Annotated in this window: 17 protein-coding genes; 6 read left to right on the forward strand and 11 right to left on the reverse strand. The window is 71.9% G+C overall.

What is annotated here, in order from left to right; translation table 11 throughout:
- Positions 1-293: 293 nt before the first annotated feature.
- Together IE272_RS29545 and IE272_RS29550 are read left to right on the forward strand one after the other, a co-directional pair.
- A complete protein-coding gene (locus IE272_RS29545; protein WP_018958460.1) occupies positions 294-938 on the forward strand; it encodes an IclR family transcriptional regulator in 645 nt (214 codons plus the stop codon).
- A 102-nt stretch (positions 939-1,040) separates the two neighbouring features.
- Complete coding sequence (locus tag IE272_RS29550; RefSeq protein ID WP_050359663.1) at positions 1,041-1,829, forward strand: S16 family serine protease; 789 nt, start codon at positions 1,041-1,043, stop codon at positions 1,827-1,829.
- Here IE272_RS29550 and IE272_RS29555 read toward each other — a convergent pair.
- The 8 genes from IE272_RS29555 to IE272_RS29590 form a co-directional block, all read right to left on the reverse strand.
- On the reverse strand, positions 1,789-3,099 hold the full coding sequence (locus IE272_RS29555; RefSeq protein ID WP_190008876.1) for an MFS transporter: 1,311 nt from the start codon (positions 3,097-3,099) through the stop codon (positions 1,789-1,791). The two genes, IE272_RS29550 and IE272_RS29555, sit on opposite strands and share 41 nt — an antisense overlap.
- Before the next feature lie 62 nt (positions 3,100-3,161).
- Entirely contained in the window at positions 3,162-3,362 is a 201-nt protein-coding gene (locus tag IE272_RS29560) for a hypothetical protein (RefSeq protein ID WP_057663192.1), read from the reverse strand.
- A gap of 43 nt (positions 3,363-3,405) precedes the next feature.
- A complete protein-coding gene (locus IE272_RS29565) occupies positions 3,406-4,020 on the reverse strand; it encodes an ArsR/SmtB family transcription factor (RefSeq protein ID WP_050359666.1) in 615 nt (204 codons plus the stop codon).
- 76 nt (positions 4,021-4,096) lie between these two features.
- A complete protein-coding gene (locus IE272_RS29570; RefSeq protein WP_050359667.1) occupies positions 4,097-5,062 on the reverse strand; it encodes a glycine betaine ABC transporter substrate-binding protein in 966 nt (321 codons plus the stop codon).
- On the reverse strand, positions 5,059-5,928 hold the full coding sequence (locus tag IE272_RS29575; RefSeq protein ID WP_056707307.1) for an ABC transporter permease: 870 nt from the start codon (positions 5,926-5,928) through the stop codon (positions 5,059-5,061). The genes IE272_RS29570 and IE272_RS29575 overlap by 4 nt, the downstream gene beginning before the upstream one ends.
- Positions 5,925-7,196 (reverse strand): ABC transporter ATP-binding protein, encoded by a 1,272-nt coding sequence (locus tag IE272_RS29580; protein ID WP_056707306.1) that lies wholly within the window; start codon positions 7,194-7,196, stop codon positions 5,925-5,927. The genes IE272_RS29575 and IE272_RS29580 overlap by 4 nt, the downstream gene beginning before the upstream one ends.
- Complete coding sequence (locus tag IE272_RS29585; protein ID WP_050359669.1) at positions 7,189-7,836, reverse strand: ABC transporter permease; 648 nt, start codon at positions 7,834-7,836, stop codon at positions 7,189-7,191. Before IE272_RS29585 ends, IE272_RS29580 begins: the two co-directional genes overlap by 8 nt.
- Positions 7,837-7,852: 16 nt before the next feature.
- Positions 7,853-8,350 (reverse strand): Lrp/AsnC family transcriptional regulator, encoded by a 498-nt coding sequence (locus IE272_RS29590; RefSeq protein WP_190008878.1) that lies wholly within the window; start codon positions 8,348-8,350, stop codon positions 7,853-7,855.
- A 122-nt stretch (positions 8,351-8,472) separates the two neighbouring features.
- Between IE272_RS29590 and hppD the strand changes: the two genes are divergently transcribed.
- Positions 8,473-9,618 (forward strand): 4-hydroxyphenylpyruvate dioxygenase, encoded by a 1,146-nt coding sequence (gene hppD, locus IE272_RS29595; RefSeq protein ID WP_032791591.1) that lies wholly within the window; start codon positions 8,473-8,475, stop codon positions 9,616-9,618.
- 88 nt (positions 9,619-9,706) lie between these two features.
- On the opposite strand, the gene IE272_RS29600 is transcribed toward hppD, so the two are convergent.
- The gene (locus tag IE272_RS29600; RefSeq protein ID WP_190008880.1) at positions 9,707-11,410 is read right to left on the reverse strand and encodes a tetratricopeptide repeat protein; all 1,704 of its coding nucleotides are present in this window, start codon (positions 11,408-11,410) and stop codon (positions 9,707-9,709) included.
- 97 nt (positions 11,411-11,507) lie between these two features.
- Here IE272_RS29600 and IE272_RS29605 point away from each other — a divergent pair, with 97 nt between their 5' ends.
- Entirely contained in the window at positions 11,508-12,875 is a 1,368-nt protein-coding gene (locus IE272_RS29605) for an FAD-binding oxidoreductase (protein WP_050359670.1), read from the forward strand.
- A gap of 25 nt (positions 12,876-12,900) precedes the next feature.
- Here IE272_RS29605 and IE272_RS29610 read toward each other — a convergent pair whose 3' ends face one another.
- Entirely contained in the window at positions 12,901-13,383 is a 483-nt protein-coding gene (locus tag IE272_RS29610; protein WP_056707300.1) for an SsgA family sporulation/cell division regulator, read from the reverse strand.
- Between the two features lie 247 nt (positions 13,384-13,630).
- On the opposite strand from IE272_RS29610, the gene IE272_RS29615 reads away from it, so the two are divergent.
- Positions 13,631-15,199 (forward strand): RDD family protein, encoded by a 1,569-nt coding sequence (locus tag IE272_RS29615; RefSeq protein WP_190008882.1) that lies wholly within the window; start codon positions 13,631-13,633, stop codon positions 15,197-15,199.
- A 150-nt stretch (positions 15,200-15,349) separates the two neighbouring features.
- Positions 15,350-16,018, forward strand: a complete 669-nt coding sequence (locus IE272_RS29620) for an RDD family protein (protein WP_056707294.1) — start codon at positions 15,350-15,352, stop codon at positions 16,016-16,018.
- A gap of 29 nt (positions 16,019-16,047) precedes the next feature.
- Here the strand turns inward: IE272_RS29620 and IE272_RS29625 are convergent, their stop codons facing one another.
- Positions 16,048-16,365 (reverse strand): hypothetical protein, encoded by a 318-nt coding sequence (locus tag IE272_RS29625; RefSeq protein WP_056707291.1) that lies wholly within the window; start codon positions 16,363-16,365, stop codon positions 16,048-16,050.
- Between the last annotated feature and the right edge of the window lie 71 nt (positions 16,366-16,436).

The following is a 16,436-nucleotide window of genomic DNA, read 5'->3' on the forward strand; positions in this document are numbered from 1 at the left end:
CACGTGAACGCGCGTAGATGTTCGCTTTCCGGACGTCGTCCCGCTGACCGGCCCTTATGTGCGCGCCGTTCCCGGGCTCCAGGTGCGGAGACCGGATTCTGGACGAGGACTTCCGCTGAGCGGACTGGCTCGCTACTGTCCCCGCCATATGAACGCCCCGTGGCAACGCCGCCGCGGAGCGCAGCCGGTGCCTTGCCAGGCCGGCGGCCTCTCCGTGCGTCGCCGCTGGGACCGGCGTCGCAACCCCGCCGGAGCAGGACCGTCGTCGCTCACCCCGAAGAGGAGAGGGCGTCGTGACAGCGGAGACCTCCCAGACGCTCGACCGAGGACTGCGCGTCCTCAAACTGCTCGCCGACACCGATCACGGCCTGACCGTCACCGAGTTGTCCAACAAGCTCGGAGTCAACCGGACCGTCGTCTACCGTTTGCTCGCCACCCTGGAACAGCACGCCCTGGTACGCCGCGATCTGGGCGGCCGCGCCCGGGTCGGCCTCGGTGTGCTGCGGCTCGGCCGACAGGTGCATCCGCTCGTCCGGGAAGCCGCGCTGCCCGCGCTGCGCTCCCTGGCCGAGGACATAGGGGCCACCGCCCATCTCACCCTCGTCGACGGCAGCGACGCCCTCGCGGTCGCCGTCGTCGAGCCCACCTGGACCGACTACCACGTCGCCTACCGGGCCGGCTTCCGGCATCCGCTGGACCGGGGCGCGGCGGGCCGGGCCATCCTGTCCGCCCGGCAGACGACGGAGGCCGGACACCCCGGCTACACCCTCACCCACGGCGAGCTCGAGGCCGGGGCCAGCGGGGCGGCCGCGCCCCTGGTCGGGGTCTCGGGCGTGGAGGGCAGCGTCGGTGTCGTCATGCTCGCCGACGCCGTACCGGAACGGGTCGGGCCCCGCGTGCTCGACGCCGCCCGGGAAGTGGCCGACGCGCTGCGGTAGGCGCCGAGGGCGTGAGCGCGTGAGGGCGGAACGTCGTCCAGGGGCGCGGGGCGGCGTACGCCGGGCGCGTTCCGGCCGGTGGGCGGCGGTTAGATTGGGTGCGTGCTCACTCGTCTCACGCGCCCCCGCGTCCTCGCCCTCTGCGCGCTGCCCGTCCTCGCCCTCTTCGGTACGGCGGCCTTCGCGCCGCTGCCGTTCACCCTGGCCCGGCCCGGGGTGACCGCGGACGTGCTCGGCAAGGACGACGGGCGGCCGGTGATCACCATCACCGGCGCCGAGACCCGGCCCACCGACGGGCAGCTGAGGATGACGACGATCCTCGCCACCGGCCCGAAGGCGGACGTCCGTATCGGCGAGGTGATCGACGGCTGGTTCCGTGCCGACCGGGCGGTCATGCCGCGCGACTCCGTCTACCCCACCGGCGGCTCCGAGAAGGAGATCGAGCAGCACAACCTCGACGACATGGAGCAGTCGCAGAACGTCGCCGTCGACGCCGCCCTGAACTACCTGGACCGCGAGCCCGGTTCGATGCGGGTCGAGGTGGACCTCGGCGACATCGGCGGCCCGAGCGCCGGTCTCTTCCTCTCCCTCGGCATCATCGACAAGCTCGACGGCAACGGCTCCGGCGGCGACCTCACCGGTGGCCGCACCATCGCCGGTACGGGGACGATCAGCGCGGACGGCAAGGTCGGCGCGGTCGGCGGGGTGTCGATGAAGACCCAGGCCGCCCACCGCGACGGGGCGAGCGTCTTCCTCGTCCCGAAGGCCGAGTGCGCCCAGGCCGAGGCCGAGCGGCCCGAAGGGCTGCGGATCGTGCCCGTCTCCACGCTGAAGGACGCGGTCGGCTCGCTCAAGGCCCTGGAGACGGGCGGGAAGGTGCCGGGCTGCTGACCCGCGGCTCCGCGGAGGGCCCCGGGGAATCCGCGGTCTCCGCCGCCGGTGCGTCGTCCAGCGTCCGCCAGGACGGGAACACCAGCGGGCTCAGCGTGGCCAGGAAGTAGACCCCGCCCATCAGCAGCAGCGCCGCCGTCACCCCGGCGCCCTCCACCAGCAGCCCGGCCGCGAGCCCGCCCAGCGGCATCGCGAACTCGCAGCCTGCCGTCAGTGCCCCCGACACCCGGCTGCGCAGCCGGTCCGGCACGCGCTCGTAGACGACCGTCGTCAGGATCGGGTTCAGCACCCCGCCCGCGATCCCGCCGAGCAGCATCGTCACCGCGAGCGGGAGCGTCGTCCCGGTCGCCGCCGCGACCAGGAACCTCGGCGCGCCGCACAGGATCACGCACACCGTGAACACCGTCCGCCGTGAGAACCGGTGCCCCACCGCCCCGTACAGCAGGGCCCCCACCAGCCCGCCCGCCCCGAACATCGCGGTGAGCAGCCCGATGGCGGTCGCGCCGCCCAGCTCGGCCTCCGCGTGCACCGGGAGCAGGACCGCGTACCAGCCCTGGTCGGTGCCGTTCATGAACATCACCATGACCACGATCGCCAGCAGCAGCCGGTTGCCCAGCAAGTGGGTGTATCCCTCGCGGAGTTCGGAGCCGTAGGCGCGGAGCGAGACCGGGGCCTCGGCCTTCCGCGGCTCGGCCGCGCGGATGCCCCGTACTCCTGCGGCGATCAGCAGGGCCGACAGGGCGAACGTCGCCGCGTCCAGCAGCAGGGCCGTCTCCGCGCCGGCGAAGGCGATGAGGACGCCGGCCAGCGCCGCGCCCACCATCCGGGCCCCGCGCGAGACCGCGTCGAAGAGGCTGGCGGCCCGGGGGAGCGTGGTGCCGGCGTGCGCGGCCAGATCCGGGATCAGGACGTAGCGCGCGGTGTTGCCCGGGGTGTGGGCGAATCCGTTGACCGCCATCAGCGCGCACAGCATCCAGAAGTCGAGGACGCCGGCGAAGTGCAGCAGCGGGATCGCGGCGATGGCCGACGCGCACACGGCGTCGGAGGCGATGGCGACCCGGCGGCGGCCGATCCGGTCGATGACCGGTCCGCCGATCAGCGCGGCGACGACGATCGGCAGGGTGGCGCAGAAGGCGACGAGCCCGGCCCGGCCCGCGCTGCCGGTGGTCTCCAGGACGAACCAGGGGACGCCGATCAGGGTCAGTGAAGTGCCTGCGGTGGAAATGGAGTTGGCCGCGAGCGTGGCGGCGAGCGGGGTGCGGTTCCCCATGGCGGTGTCTCCCCGGAGATGGCCGGGATGGCCGAGATGGTCGTAGGGCCGTCGTGGGGCCGTTACGCGGTACGGAACGCGCCCGCGCGGGGCGCGGAGGTCGCGGCCGTGTCCCGGCTCTGCGTCAGCCGGAGGCCGACCTCGACCAGGGTCCAGCCGACGCGGCTGCGGAGACTCGTGCGGGGAAGGCGGAACGCCGTTGCCCGGCAATGGAGTTCGGACGCCCGGGCGGTGTGCAGGAGGTGGTGTACGTCGGCATGCATAAGGCGATTCCCTTCGGGTGGTGGGCTGTTGGCTTCGCGGCGCTCATTCGGAGGAGCGCGGGAAGGTGTGCAGATGGGTGCGGACGACGGCCGAGCCCTCGGTGCCGTCGGGGACGCGGCCCCGGTAGCTCTCCACGAGCTCCTGGGCCTTCTTGGCCAGCTCCAGTGCCAGCTCGGGGGTGAGACGGATCGTGAAGTCGCTCATGTCCCAGCTGCGTTGCCACTCGTCCGGCCAGTCGTCCATCGTGCCCAGCCAGGTGTTCAGCTCCTGGGCGTGGCTCGTGGCCGTCTCGTGGAGGAGGAAGCCGATGGCCCCGCGCACCTCGGGGTCGGCGTGCGTCCGGAACTCGGCGCTCTCGACGGTCGAGCCGTCGTGGGCGGCCCGCCACCAGCGTTCGCGGCCCTTGCCCAGCTCCGGGGCGTCCTCGACCAAGCCGGACTCGGCCAACTGGCGCAGGTGGTAGCTGGTCGCGCCGCTCGACTCGCCCAGCCGCTCGCCGAGCTTGGAGGCGGTGGCGGGGCCGGACTCCCGCAGCGCTTTCAGCAGCCGCATCCGGAGGGGGTGCGCGATGGCCCGCAAGGTGCGGGCGTCGACGTTGTGGATCTTCCGGTCGGTGCCGTCGTACCGGTAGGGGCGGACGTCCTCGTTCTCTGCCATGGTTCGAAGGTAGAGATGCAAAGAGAGCTTTGCAAGCCTTTTTTGCAAGGAATCGTTTGCAACAACTCTTTGTAACTCACCCCTCCTCGATGAACCCCTCCGCCACCAGCCAGTCCTTCGCCACCTCGTGCGGGTCCTCGCCCTCCACGTCCACCTTGGCGTTCAGCGTCTGCGCGACCTCGGTCGTCAGCTTCCGGGCGAGCGGGTCCAGCAGCTCCGCGATCACCGGGTACTTCTCGAAGGTCGCCTCGTGGATGACCGGGGAGGCGTTGTAGTTGGGGAAGAAGTTCTTGTCGTCCTCCAGGACGTCCAGGTTCATCGCCTTGATCCGGCCGTCGGTCGTGAACACCTCGCCCAGCAGGCAGGAGTCGGACTCCGACACCTGGGTGTAGATGATCCCGGCGTCCATCTTCTGGATGTTGCCCGCCGGGATCTTCATCCCGTACTTCTTCTCCATGCCGGGCAGCCCGTCGTCGCGGGAGGCGAACTCGTTCTCCACGCAGATCGTCACCGCACCCGGGTCCTTCCTGGCGAGCGCCGCCACGTCCGAGAGGGTCTTCAGCTGGTACTTGGCGTTGTTCTTCTTGCTGATGGCCAGCGCGTACGTGTTGTCGAGCGGGGCCGGCGGCAGCCAGATCACCCCGTTGCCCTTGTCCTCGTCCCGCACCGCCTCGTACTGCTTCCTCGGGTCGACGATCGGGTCCGCGTGGCCGAGGAAGGTGATCCAGCCGGTGCCGGTGTAGTCCCACTGGGCGTCGGCGTCGCCGTTGATGATGGCCTCGCGCGCGCTGATCGAACCCGGCAGGTTCGTCCGGTCCAGGACCTCCGCCCCGGCCGCCTTGAACACCAGGCCGGTCATCTGGCCCAGGATGATGTTCTCGCTGAAGTTCTTCGACGTCACCGTCAGCGTCGCGCCCCTGAGCGGCTCGCCCTGCCCGACCGACCCCGGCGACACGTCGTCCACCATCGGCGAACCGCTCTTGAGCCCGCAGCCGCCCACCAGCAGCACCGGCACCACCAGCAGCAGCAGTTTCCTCCTCATTGCTCCTCCAGCCCGCGCGGCGTCAGCGCCAGTTCGGCCAGCGAGGCCAGCCAGTCCACCAGCAGGGCCAGCACCACCGTCAGTACCGAGCCGATGATCAGCACCGGCATCCGCTGCGTCTGGATCCCCGAGGTGATCAGGTCGCCCAGTCCGCCACCCCCGCCGAACGTCGCCAGGGTCGCCGTGCCGACGTTCAGGACGAGCGCCGTACGCACTCCGGCCAGGATCAGCGGCACCGCGAGCGGCAGCTCCACCTTCATCAGCACGCCCCGGCCGGACATCCCCATCCCGCGCGCCGCCTCGATCATGTTCGGCTCGATCGCCCGCAGACCCGCCACCGTGTTGGAGAGCACCGGCAGCACCGCGTAGATCACGATGCCGATGATCGCGGTCCGCGGACCGATGCCCAGCCAGATCACCAGTAGCGCCAGCAGACCGATCGCGGGCGTCGCCTGCCCGATGTTGGCCAGTGCGGTGAACGCCGGGGCCGCCTTCCGCAGCCGTCGCCGGGTCAGGGCGATGCCCAGCGGGATCGCGATGATCAGCACCCAGAACGTGGAGATCGCCGTCAGCCGCACATGCTGCCACCAGCGCAGCTGCACATTGCCGCCGGAGAGCGAGTTCTCCGCGATCGAGTCCAGCTGGATGTTGGTGATCCATACGTAGGTGACGACCACGATGACCACGAGCACCGCCGGCAGGACCACCAGCTTCCGCCAGGTGAACCGGCGCTGCGGCGCGGCCGGGGCGGGGGAGGGGTCGCTCTCCTCGTCGTGGAACGCGTGGCCCTTGACGTCGTGCTCGCCCGGCGGACGGGTCGGGGTCGCCGGGCCCTTGCCGGAACCGGACGGATGACTGGGACTCATACTCCGCCGCCACCCCCCTCCAGCTCCTGCTCCGTCTGGTGGACCCGCAGCTCCTCCAGCTCGTGCTGGTGCTCCATCGCGGTCAGCCGGTCGGCCTCCAGCAGCTCCTGCACGTTGTCCATCAGCGTCTTCATGTCGACGACCCCGATGAACTCGCCACGCCGCCCGGTCACCGCGACCCGGCCCCCGCTGTCGGTCAGCACCGCCTCCAGCGCGTCGTGCAGCGTGGCGTCCCGGGTCACCGTGTCGTGCACCAGCTGCCCGGCCCGCGCCAGCGAACCGCGCGCCCGCATCAGGTCGCCGCGCCGCAGCCACTTGTACGGGCGGTTGCGGCGGTCCAGCATCAGCAGCTCGTTGTGCGGGCCGCTGCGCAGCTTGTTGAAGATCGACTGGAGCGGGTCCTCGACCGTCACCGTCGGGAAGTCCGCGATGCCCACATCCCGTACGCGGGTCAGGTTCAGCCGCTTCAGGGCGGCGCCCGCACCGACGAAGCCGGAGACGAAGTCGTCCGTCGGGTTGGTGAGGATCGCCTCGGGGGTGTCGAACTGCGCGATGTGCGAGCGCTCCCGGAGCACCGCGATCCGGTCGCCGAGCTTGATCGCCTCGTCGAAGTCGTGGGTGACGAACACGATCGTCTTGTGCAGCTCGTGCTGGAGCCGGATCAGCTCGTCCTGGAGGTGGTCGCGGGTGATCGGGTCGACCGCCCCGAACGGCTCGTCCATCAGCAGCACCGGCGGGTCGGCGGCCAGTGCCCGCGCCACGCCCACCCGCTGCTGCTGCCCGCCGGAGAGCTGGCGCGGATAGCGGCCGTGGAACTCGCGCGGGTCCAGGCCCACCAGGTCGAGCATCTCCTCCACTCGGTCCTTCACCCGGGACTTGGACCAGCCGACCATCTTCGGGACCAGGGCGATGTTGTCCGCGACCGTCATGTGCGGGAAGAGGCCGGAGGACTGGATGGCGTAGCCGATCTTGCGGCGCAGCTTCACCGGGTCGATGTCGGTGACGTCCTCGTCGCCGATCCGGATCCGGCCCGACGACGGCTCGATCAGCCGGTTGATCATCTTCAGGGTGGTGGACTTCCCGCAGCCGGAAGGACCGACGAAGATCACGGTCTCGCCCGCCCTGATCTCCATCGAGACGTTCTCGACGGCCGGGTTCGGGCTGCCCGGGTAGCTCTTGGTGAGGTTCTCCAGCTGGATGGTGGCCCCGGAGGTGGCGGCGGTCCCGCCCGTGGTGACGGCCCCGGTGTCGGTCTCGGTCTCAGGCACGGATCCCCCTCGGGATGGTCAGCCGTCCCAGCAGGACGTACGCGGCGTCGAAGAGCAGGGCGAGGACGACGATGCCGAGCGTGCCCGCGAGGACCTGGTTGATCGCGTTGGCGCTGCCCAGCGAGGCGATGCCCCGGAAGATCTCGTTGCCGAGGCCGGGCCCGGAGGCGTACGCGGCGATGGCGGCGATGCCCATCAGCATCTGGGTGGAGACCCGGATCCCGGTCAGGATCGGCGGCCAGGCGAGCGGCAGCTCCACCCGGCACAGCCGGGCCAGCCGCGACATCCCGATGCCCGTCGCCGCGTCGACCAGCGACGGATCGACGCCCCGCAGCCCGACGATGGAGTTCCGGACGATCGGCAGCAGCCCGTACAGCGTCAGGGTGATCACGGTCGGCGCTACGCCGAGGCCGACCAGCGGGATCAGCAGGCCGATCGCGGCGAGGGAGGGGATGGTGAGGACCGTGGCGGTGGAGGTGATGGCGAGCGAGCCGCCCCAGCCGCTGCGATAGCTCACCACGCCGATGACCACGCCCAGCACGGTGGCGATGACCATGCACTGGAAAACCGCGCTGACGTGCTGGAACGCGTCCGTCAGGAGCTGCTGGTGGCGGGTGCTCAGATACTCCCAGAAGCTCACACGGCACTCCTTCGGATCAATGACGCCCCGGGCCCTCGGGACGGTCGGTGTCCTCGGCCGCCTGTTCCACCAGCGGGATGATCCGCAGCGGAACCGGGTTCTCCATGACGATCGCCGTGGAGGCCCGGACAATGCCATCAAATCCGACAACCCGGTCGATCACCCGCTGAAGATCGGCGTTGGAACGGGCGACCAGGCGGCAGAACATGTCGCCGTGCCCGGTGGTGGTGTGCAGCTCCAGCACTTCCGGTACGCCGCCCAAATGGGCGCGTACGTCGGCCCCTTGGCCCTGTTTGATCTCCAGCGTGGCGAACGCGGTGACCGGGTAGCCGAGCGCCGCAGGATCCACGTCGGGGCCGAACCCCCGGATGACGCCGTTCGACTGAAGACGGTCCAGCCGCGCCTGGGCGGTCCCGCGCGCCACCCCGAGCCGCCGGGATGCTTCGAGGACGCCGATCCGCGGTTCGCGCGCCAGGAGCACGATGAGCCGCCCGTCCAGATGATCGATCGCCATGAGCCCGCCTTCGATGGTCACCCTGTACAGATAGTCCGGCCATCATGGCGACTGACTGAACACATTGACCAGCGGATACGTGAACTATTGCGCACCTTGCGATGTGGGGAGAGCCTTCGAACATGACTGAGACTCTGCACACCAGCCCCGAAACCGCCCGGCAGGCCGACCCCTTCCCGGTCAAGGGAATGGACGCGGTCGTCTTCGCCGTGGGCAACGCCAAGCAGGCCGCGCACTACTACTCGACCGCCTTCGGCATGAAGCTGGTCGCCTACTCCGGACCGGAGAACGGCACCCGCGAGACCGCGAGTTACGTCCTGACCAACGGCGCCGCCCGCTTCGTCCTCACCTCCGTGATCAAACCGTCCACCGAGTGGGGCACCTTCCTCGCCGACCACGTCGCCGAGCACGGCGACGGCGTCGTCGACCTCGCGATCGAGGTCCCGGACGCCCGTGCCGCGTACGCGTACGCCGTCGAGCACGGCGCGCGCGGCCTCACCGAGCCGCACGAGGTCAAGGACGAGCACGGCACCGTGGTCCTCGCCGCCATCGCCACGTACGGCAAGACCCGCCACACCCTGGTGGAGCGCACCGACTACGAGGGCCCCTACCTCCCCGGCTTCACCGCGGCATCGCCGATCGTCGAGCCGGCTGCCAAGCGCACCTTCCAGGCGATCGACCACTGCGTCGGCAACGTCGAGCTCGGCCGGATGAACGAGTGGGTCGGCTTCTACAACCAGGTCATGGGCTTCACCAACATGAAGGAGTTCGTGGGCGACGACATCGCCACCGAGTACTCCGCCCTGATGTCGAAGGTCGTCGCCGACGGCACGCTCAAGGTCAAGTTCCCGATCAACGAGCCGGCCATCGCGAAGAAGAAGTCGCAGATCGACGAGTACCTGGAGTTCTACGGCGGCGCGGGCGTCCAGCACATCGCGCTCGCCACGAACGACATCGTCGCCTCGGTCCGCGCGATGCGCGCCGCCGGCGTCCAGTTCCTGGACACGCCGGACTCGTACTACGACACCCTCGGCGAGTGGGCCGGCGAGACCCGGGTGCCGGTCGAGACCCTGCGCGAGCTGAAGATCCTCGTCGACCGCGACGAGGACGGCTACCTGCTGCAGATCTTCACCAAGCCGGTCCAGGACCGGCCGACCGTCTTCTTCGAGATGATCGAGCGCCACGGCTCCATGGGCTTCGGCAAGGGCAACTTCAAGGCCCTGTTCGAGGCGATCGAGCGCGAGCAGGAGAAGCGCGGCAACCTCTGATCCGCGTCTCCCACGCAGAACGCCGCCGCGGCCCGGGGCAGTACCCCGGACCGCGGCGGCCCACGTCGTTCACGGCACCCGTCGGCCGTCACGGACTCTTCGACGCGCCGCCCTCCGCCGGGGCCGCGCTCCCGGCCGCCGCCTCCTCCGAGGCGGCGGGAGCCGGAGCCGGGGCCTTCGAGGAAGCCGGGGCCTCGGGCTTCGTCTTCCGCTCCGCCTCCCGCTCGGCTTCCCGCTTCGGTTCCGTTTTCGGCTCGGGTTTCGGCTCCGGTTTCGGTTCCGGTGCCGGCGGCGGAGGAAGCGGCTGCATGTCGCCCGGCCCGCCCGGCGGCGGCTCGCCCAGCGCCTCCAGCGCCTGGCGGGCCAGCGGCGCGGCGAGCGGCGAGAAGGCCGGGTTGGTGCGCACGGCCTGCTCCAGATTCCGGCGCGCCGGACCGTAGTCCTCCAGCTCCCGCTGGATCACCCCCAGGTGGTACGCGTACGAGGCGTTCCGCACGCCCGTGTCCGCGGCCCGCTGCGCGTACTCCAGGGCCTCCTCCGACTCGCCCGCCCGGTGCAGCGCCCAGCCCAGCGCGTCCGCCACCGCCGCACTGCGGTGCTGCTTCGCCCACTGGCCGCGCAACAGCTCCACCGCCTCGTCCGGGTCCCCGTGATCGGCCTCGAAGCGGGCCAGCACCAGGGACTCGTCGACCCCGGCCCGCTTCGCCCCGGCCACCATCTCCCGCAGCGCGGTGTACTGGGTGCGGGCGTCCCCGTCCAGCCCCAGCGACTCGTACAGCTCACCCAGCTCCAGGGCGTACTCCGGGCGCGGGAGCTTCTCCAGCGCGCTCTGGTACGCGGCCAGCGCCTCGTCGGTGCGCTCCAGCGCCACCAGGGCCCGGGCCCGGCCCGCCAGCGAGGCGTGGTGACCGGCGTCCGTACGCAGCGCCGCGTCGAACTGCGCCACCGCCTCCTCCGGTTCGCCCCGCTCCCAGGCCAGCTCGCCGAGCCGGTGCAGCGCCTCGGCCTTCTCGGCGGGCTGCGTCGCCCGGTCCGCCGCCTCCCGGGCGGTGGCCAGCGCGTCCTCGCGCCAGCCCTGGCCCCGGTACAGCTCGGCGGTGCGGGCCAGCGCCGGAACGCCCTTGCGCAGCTCGCCGAACTTCTCCGTCGCCGCGGTCGCCGCCTTCTGGTCGCCGAGACCGGTGTACGCGTCGATGAGGACCGGATACACGCTCCAGGCCTTCGGCTGCTGCCTCTTCACCGTCTCGCCCCACCGCTTCGCCGCGAGGAAGTCGTGCCGGGCGTTGGCCAGAGCCGCCAGGCCCACCCACGCCTCCCCGTTCCCGCGCTCGCCCGCCCGCGCCTCCAGCGAACGCTTCAGGGTCTCCTCGGCGCGGGCGTAGTACGCCGTGTCCGCCGAACGCCGCGCCCACTCCACGTACGCCGTGCCGAGCGTCGCCAGGGACGGGGCGTCCTTCGGGTGGGACTCCACCCACTTCTGCCGGTCCCCGATCAGCGCGGTGAGGTCCGAGAGCGAGGCCGGGGAGCCCGCGGTCGTCGCCGCCTCGGCCCGCTCGACCGGCCCCGGCTCCTTCGGCCCGTCGCCCTCCCCGTCCTCCACCGCCACCAGCGCCCCGGCCAGCAGCACCCCGGCGGCGACCGCGCCGAACGCGGCCCGGCGCAACGTCGTCCGCAGGGTGGGCGGCGGCGGGGGTACAGCGGTGGCGCCTTCGTCGGGCATCACGTAGGGGTCCTGCGGGGACGGCCCGGGCGGCCGGCGGGGCTCCGGATCCTGCTGCGGCATGACATCCATGGCCATCACTGTGCGTCAGTCATACGAGCACACCGCGCCTTGGGATCGTCGCCGCCCACGGGTTCACACCATTGGCCCCGGGTGTCACGCTTGGATCATGAGCGATCTCCTCGAACGGCTGCGCGCGGGACTGCCCCCCGAGGCGCTGATCACCGATCCGGACGTCACCGCGTCCTACGCCCACGACATGGCGAGCTTCTGCGAGGCCGGCACCCCGGCCGTCGTCGTGCTCCCCCGCACGGTCGAGCAGGTCCAGCACGTCATGCGCACCGCCACCGCGCTGCGCGTCCCGGTCGTCCCGCAGGGCGCCCGTACCGGCCTGTCCGGCGCGGCCAACGCCTCGGACGGCTGCATCGTGCTGTCCCTGGTGAAGATGGACCGGATCCTGGAGATCAGCCCGGTCGACCGGATCGCCGTCGTCGAGCCGGGCGTCGTCAACGCGGTGCTGTCACGCGCGGTGAACGAACACGGTCTGTACTACCCGCCGGATCCCTCCAGCTGGGAGACGTGCACCATCGGCGGCAACATCGGCACCGCGTCCGGCGGCCTGTGCTGCGTGAAGTACGGGGTCACCGCCGAGTACGTCCTGGGCCTGGAGGTCGTCCTCGCCGACGGACGGCTCCTGACCACCGGCCGCCGCACCGCCAAGGGCGTCGCCGGATACGACCTGACCCGGCTCTTCGTCGGCTCCGAGGGCAGCCTCGGGATCGTCGTCAAGGCCGTTCTCGCGCTCAAACCGCAGCCGCCCCAGCAGCTCGTCCTCGCCGCCGAGTTCCCCTCGGCAGCCGCCGCCTGTGACGCTGTGTGCCGGATCATGGAGCGTGGTCACACCCCGTCACTCCTCGAACTGATGGACCGTACGACCGTGCGTGCCGTCAACGCGCTCGCCTCCATGGGCCTGCCCGAGACCACCGAGGCCCTGCTGCTCTGCGCCTTCGACACCCCCGACCCCCTGGCCGACCTCGCCGCCGTCGGAGCGCTGTGCACCGCCGCCGGGGCCACCGAGGTGGTCCCCGCGGACAACGCCGCCGAGTCCGAACTCCTCCTCCAGGCCCGCCGGATGTCACTCACCGCACTGGAGACCGTCAAGCCCGCCACGATGATCGACGACGTCTGCGTACCGCGCTCGCAGCTCGGCGCGATGCTCGCGGGCACGGCGGCCATCGCCGAGGAGTACGACCTCACCATCGGCGTCTGCGCCCACGCGGGCGACGGCAACACCCACCCCGTCGTCTGCTTCGACCACCACGACCCCGACGAGTCCCGCCGGGCCCGCGAGTCCTTCGACGCGATCATGGCGCTCGGCCTCGAACTGGGCGGGACCATCACCGGCGAACACGGCGTCGGCGTCCTCAAGAAGGAGTGGCTCGCCCGCGAACTGGGCGAGACCGGCGTCGAACTCCAGCGCGGCATCAAGGCGGCCTTCGACCCGCTCGGCCTCCTCAACCCCGGCAAGCTCTTCTGACAACGGCCCTCCTGTCCGGCCGCCCTCACGCCTCGCCGTCCTGGGACGGCGCGTCGTCCGACGACCACGGGTCGCTCAGCCAGAGGTCGTCGGCCGGCAGCGGGGCCAGCAGCTCCGCCAGCGCCTCGTCGATGCCGAGCCGGTCGCTCTCGGCGCCCGGCGGCACCACCCGCAGGGTCCGCTCCACCCACGCGGCCACGGCGGCCGAGGGCACTTCGAGCAGGGCGTTGCCGTCGGGCGAGGTGAGGGCCACGCAGATGACGCTGCGGCCCGCGACCTTCGTCGGCCAGATCCGTACGTCCCCGTGCCCGCACGGCCGGAACACGCCCTCCACCAGCAGCTCCCGGGCGAACGTCCAGTGCACGGGCGACTCGGAGCCGATGTGGAAGGCGATGTGCACGGCGTACGGGTCGTTCGTGCGGTACGTCAGCCGGGCGGGTACCGGGATGGACCGCTCGGGGGACAGGACCAGCTTCAGCTCCAGCTCACGTTCCACGATGCTCATCATGGGAATGCACAACCTTCCGGTGCTCGTGGGCCGGCCCCGTGACCGTCCCGCACAAGGAGAGAGCGCCCTCCCCGCCATCTATTACGCGACTTCTCAAAAAAACTTCGCGCGGTCCCGAAAGTGGTCCCAAACAGGTGGACCGGCCCGGGGGCGGGCGGCTGTCTGATAGATGTGGACCCTTGTATTGAGGCCGTCCGCCCGCCCGGCGGGGACGGCCTGAGGCCTCGAAGAGATACGGGACCCGCTGATGAGCGCGCCAACTCCGGCACCCGGTGACGAAAGCCCCCGCGAGGGCTACTACCCCGACCCCTCCATCCCCGGCTACGTCCGGTACTGGAACGGTGCGTCCTGGGTCCCCGGCACGAGCCGCCCCGCGCCCCGGCAGACGGGTCCGGCCGCCGCCCCCGCCGCCGGTGCGCAGGCCGCGCCGGTGGAGGAGACCGGGCCGATCTTCTTCGACGAGGAGGACGGCCCCCAGGGGGGCCTCCAGGACGGCCCGGTGGCCCCGGCCGGATCCGGCGAACCCGCCGCGGACCACGGGGACGCCGCGTCCGTCTGGCAGGCGGACGCCGCGCGCCAGAACGGTTTCGGCGGCGACCGGGACCGCCGGGTCGACTGGGGCGGGGCGGCGCAGGAGCCCGCCGGCCGCCCGTCGCCGCAGGCCGACCCGAGGGCGCCGCTGGCCCAGGACCCGACCGGTGGCGCGCTGCCGGGGATGCGGGACGGCGTCGGCCGGTCCGCCGAGGAGGCCGGGGCGCGTCCGCCCACCGACGGGACGGTCACGATCCGCGCGGTGGGACCGCCCGCCCCGGCACCGTCGAACGCCGGTACGCAGCAGGGGCCGCAGAACGTGGGCGCGGCACGGAACAGCCTCGCACCGGCTCCGACGCCCCGGGCCCTGCCGGCGCAGGCACAACACGCGCAGCAGGCGCAGCAGGCACCGGCACAACATGTGCAGCCACAGCACGCGCAGCCACAGCAGGCACAGGCGCAGCAGGCGCCACTGCCGGCCCCCGCTCCCGCCCCGGCCCCGGCTCCCGCCCCCGTACCGCAGGAAGTGCGGCAGGGGCCGGTCCAGGCCCCCGCCCAGGTGTCCACGCCGTCCCCCGCCCCCGCGCCCCCGGCGGCCCTGCACACGCCGCTGACGCCGGGCCCCGGCGGCGGCTCGGCCTCCTGGGCGCAGCAGGTCCACCAACTGGCCCAGCCCGAGCCGCAGCAGCATCAGCAGCAACCGCACCAGCTCCAGCACCAGGGGCCGGGCGCGGACCAGCCCGTCGTGCCCTGGAAGCCACCGGTCGACGACCCCTTCCAGCAACTCGCCCGCAACCAGGCCTCGGCCCGGCCCGCGGGACTCGGCAAGCGGTTCGCCGCCCGACTGGTCGACAGCCTCGTGCTCGGTGCGGCCGTCGGGGCCGCGGCCGTCCCGCTGGCGACCCGGGCGCTCGACCACATCGACCGGAAGATCACCGCGGCGAAGGAGACGGGGGAGACGGTCACCGTCTGGCTGCTGGACTCCACCACCGGTGCGCTGCTGGGCGCGTTGCTCGCCGCGTTCCTCCTCATCGGCTTCCTCCTGGAGGCGTTGCCGACGGCCAAGTGGGGCCGGACGCTGGGCAAGAAGCTCTGCGGGCTCGACGTACGGGACATCGAGTCCCACGACGCGCCCACGCTGGGCGCGGCCCTGCGCCGCTGGCTGGTCTACGGCGTGCTGGGGCTGCTCGTCATCGGCGTGGTCAACGTGCTCTGGTGCCTGATCGACCGCCCCTGGCGCCAGTGCTGGCACGACAAGGCGGCCCGCACCTTCGTCGCGGGCTGAGGTCCGGACTGATCCCCCCTTCCCATCCGCTTATCGGAAGAACTGGCCGGGCGGGCGGCGACATGCCGGTCTAGACTCGTTTGCCGCTCCGTGTCCCCCGAACGCACCTGAGCCGTTGCGGGCCCCGGTGGTGCGGGGTGCACTGCCCCCATGAGCAACGACCAGCCGACGCCCGGCCAGCCGCCCGAGGACGACGATCCGTTCCTCAAGAAGCCGCAGGAGCCCTCGCCGCCGTCCGAGGGTCAGCCGTACGGCAGCGCGCCGCCCCCGCCGCCGCCTCCGCCCCCGCCGAACGACCCGTACGGCAGCGGCGGCGGTTTCGGGGCGCCCGATCCGCTGGCCGGAATGCCGCCGCTCGCCGAGCCGGGCAAGCGGATCCTGGCGCGGCTCATCGACTTCCTGATCATCTCGATCCCGCTGTACCTGATCTCGCTGCCGTGGGGCGGCGCGGTCGACGTCAACGGGGACGGCGACGACGGGTTCGGCGACGCGGTCGCCAGTGGGTACAGCGGGCACCAGTTGCTGTGGTCGATCATCGGCCTGGTGGTCTACGTCGCCTACGACACGTACTTCACCCACAAGGACGGCCGCACGCTGGGCAAGCGGCTGCTGAAGCTGCGCGTCGCGATGCTCAACGACGGGCGGGTGCCCGACACCGGGGCCGCGCTGATGCGGGCCGTCGTGCTGTGGGCCCCGGCGCTGCTGTGCTGCCCGTGCCTGTGGTGGCTGATCAACATCGTGCTGATGTTCACCGACAAGCCCTACCGGCAGGGGCTGCAGGACAAGGCGGCCAAGACGGTCGTGGTGGCCGCCCGCTAGCGGGCGGCCGTCCTGCGACCGTCGCCGGCTCAGCGGCGCAGCGAGTGCTCGTCCGCCGGAGCCGACGAGCGGCCCGCCGGGACCCGCTCCCGGGCCCCGATGCCCTCCAGGGCGTGGTGGGTTCGGGCGGCGGCACGGGCGGTCGCCGTCTGTCCGGCCCCCTCCGCTCCACGGTGGCGGGGGAGGGGCAGGCGTACGGCGACCAGGAGGCCGAGGGCCAGCGCGGTCGTGCCGACGGCGGCGACGCCGACGCCGGACTCCGTGCGGAACAGCAGCAGCAGGGCGAGCGTCGTGACGACGACGGTGGCCGAACCGTAGGCGAACTGTGCGGCAGTCGGACGCGGCATGGCGGTTTCCGTCCTCGGGACGTCGGATGGGCGGGCGGCGGTCGGCACGATCGTGCGCGCCGAACGACCCT

Origin of the sequence: Streptomyces anulatus (assembly GCF_014650675.1) — a bacterium.
GTDB classification, from domain to species: Bacteria; Actinomycetota; Actinomycetes; order Streptomycetales; family Streptomycetaceae; genus Streptomyces; species Streptomyces anulatus.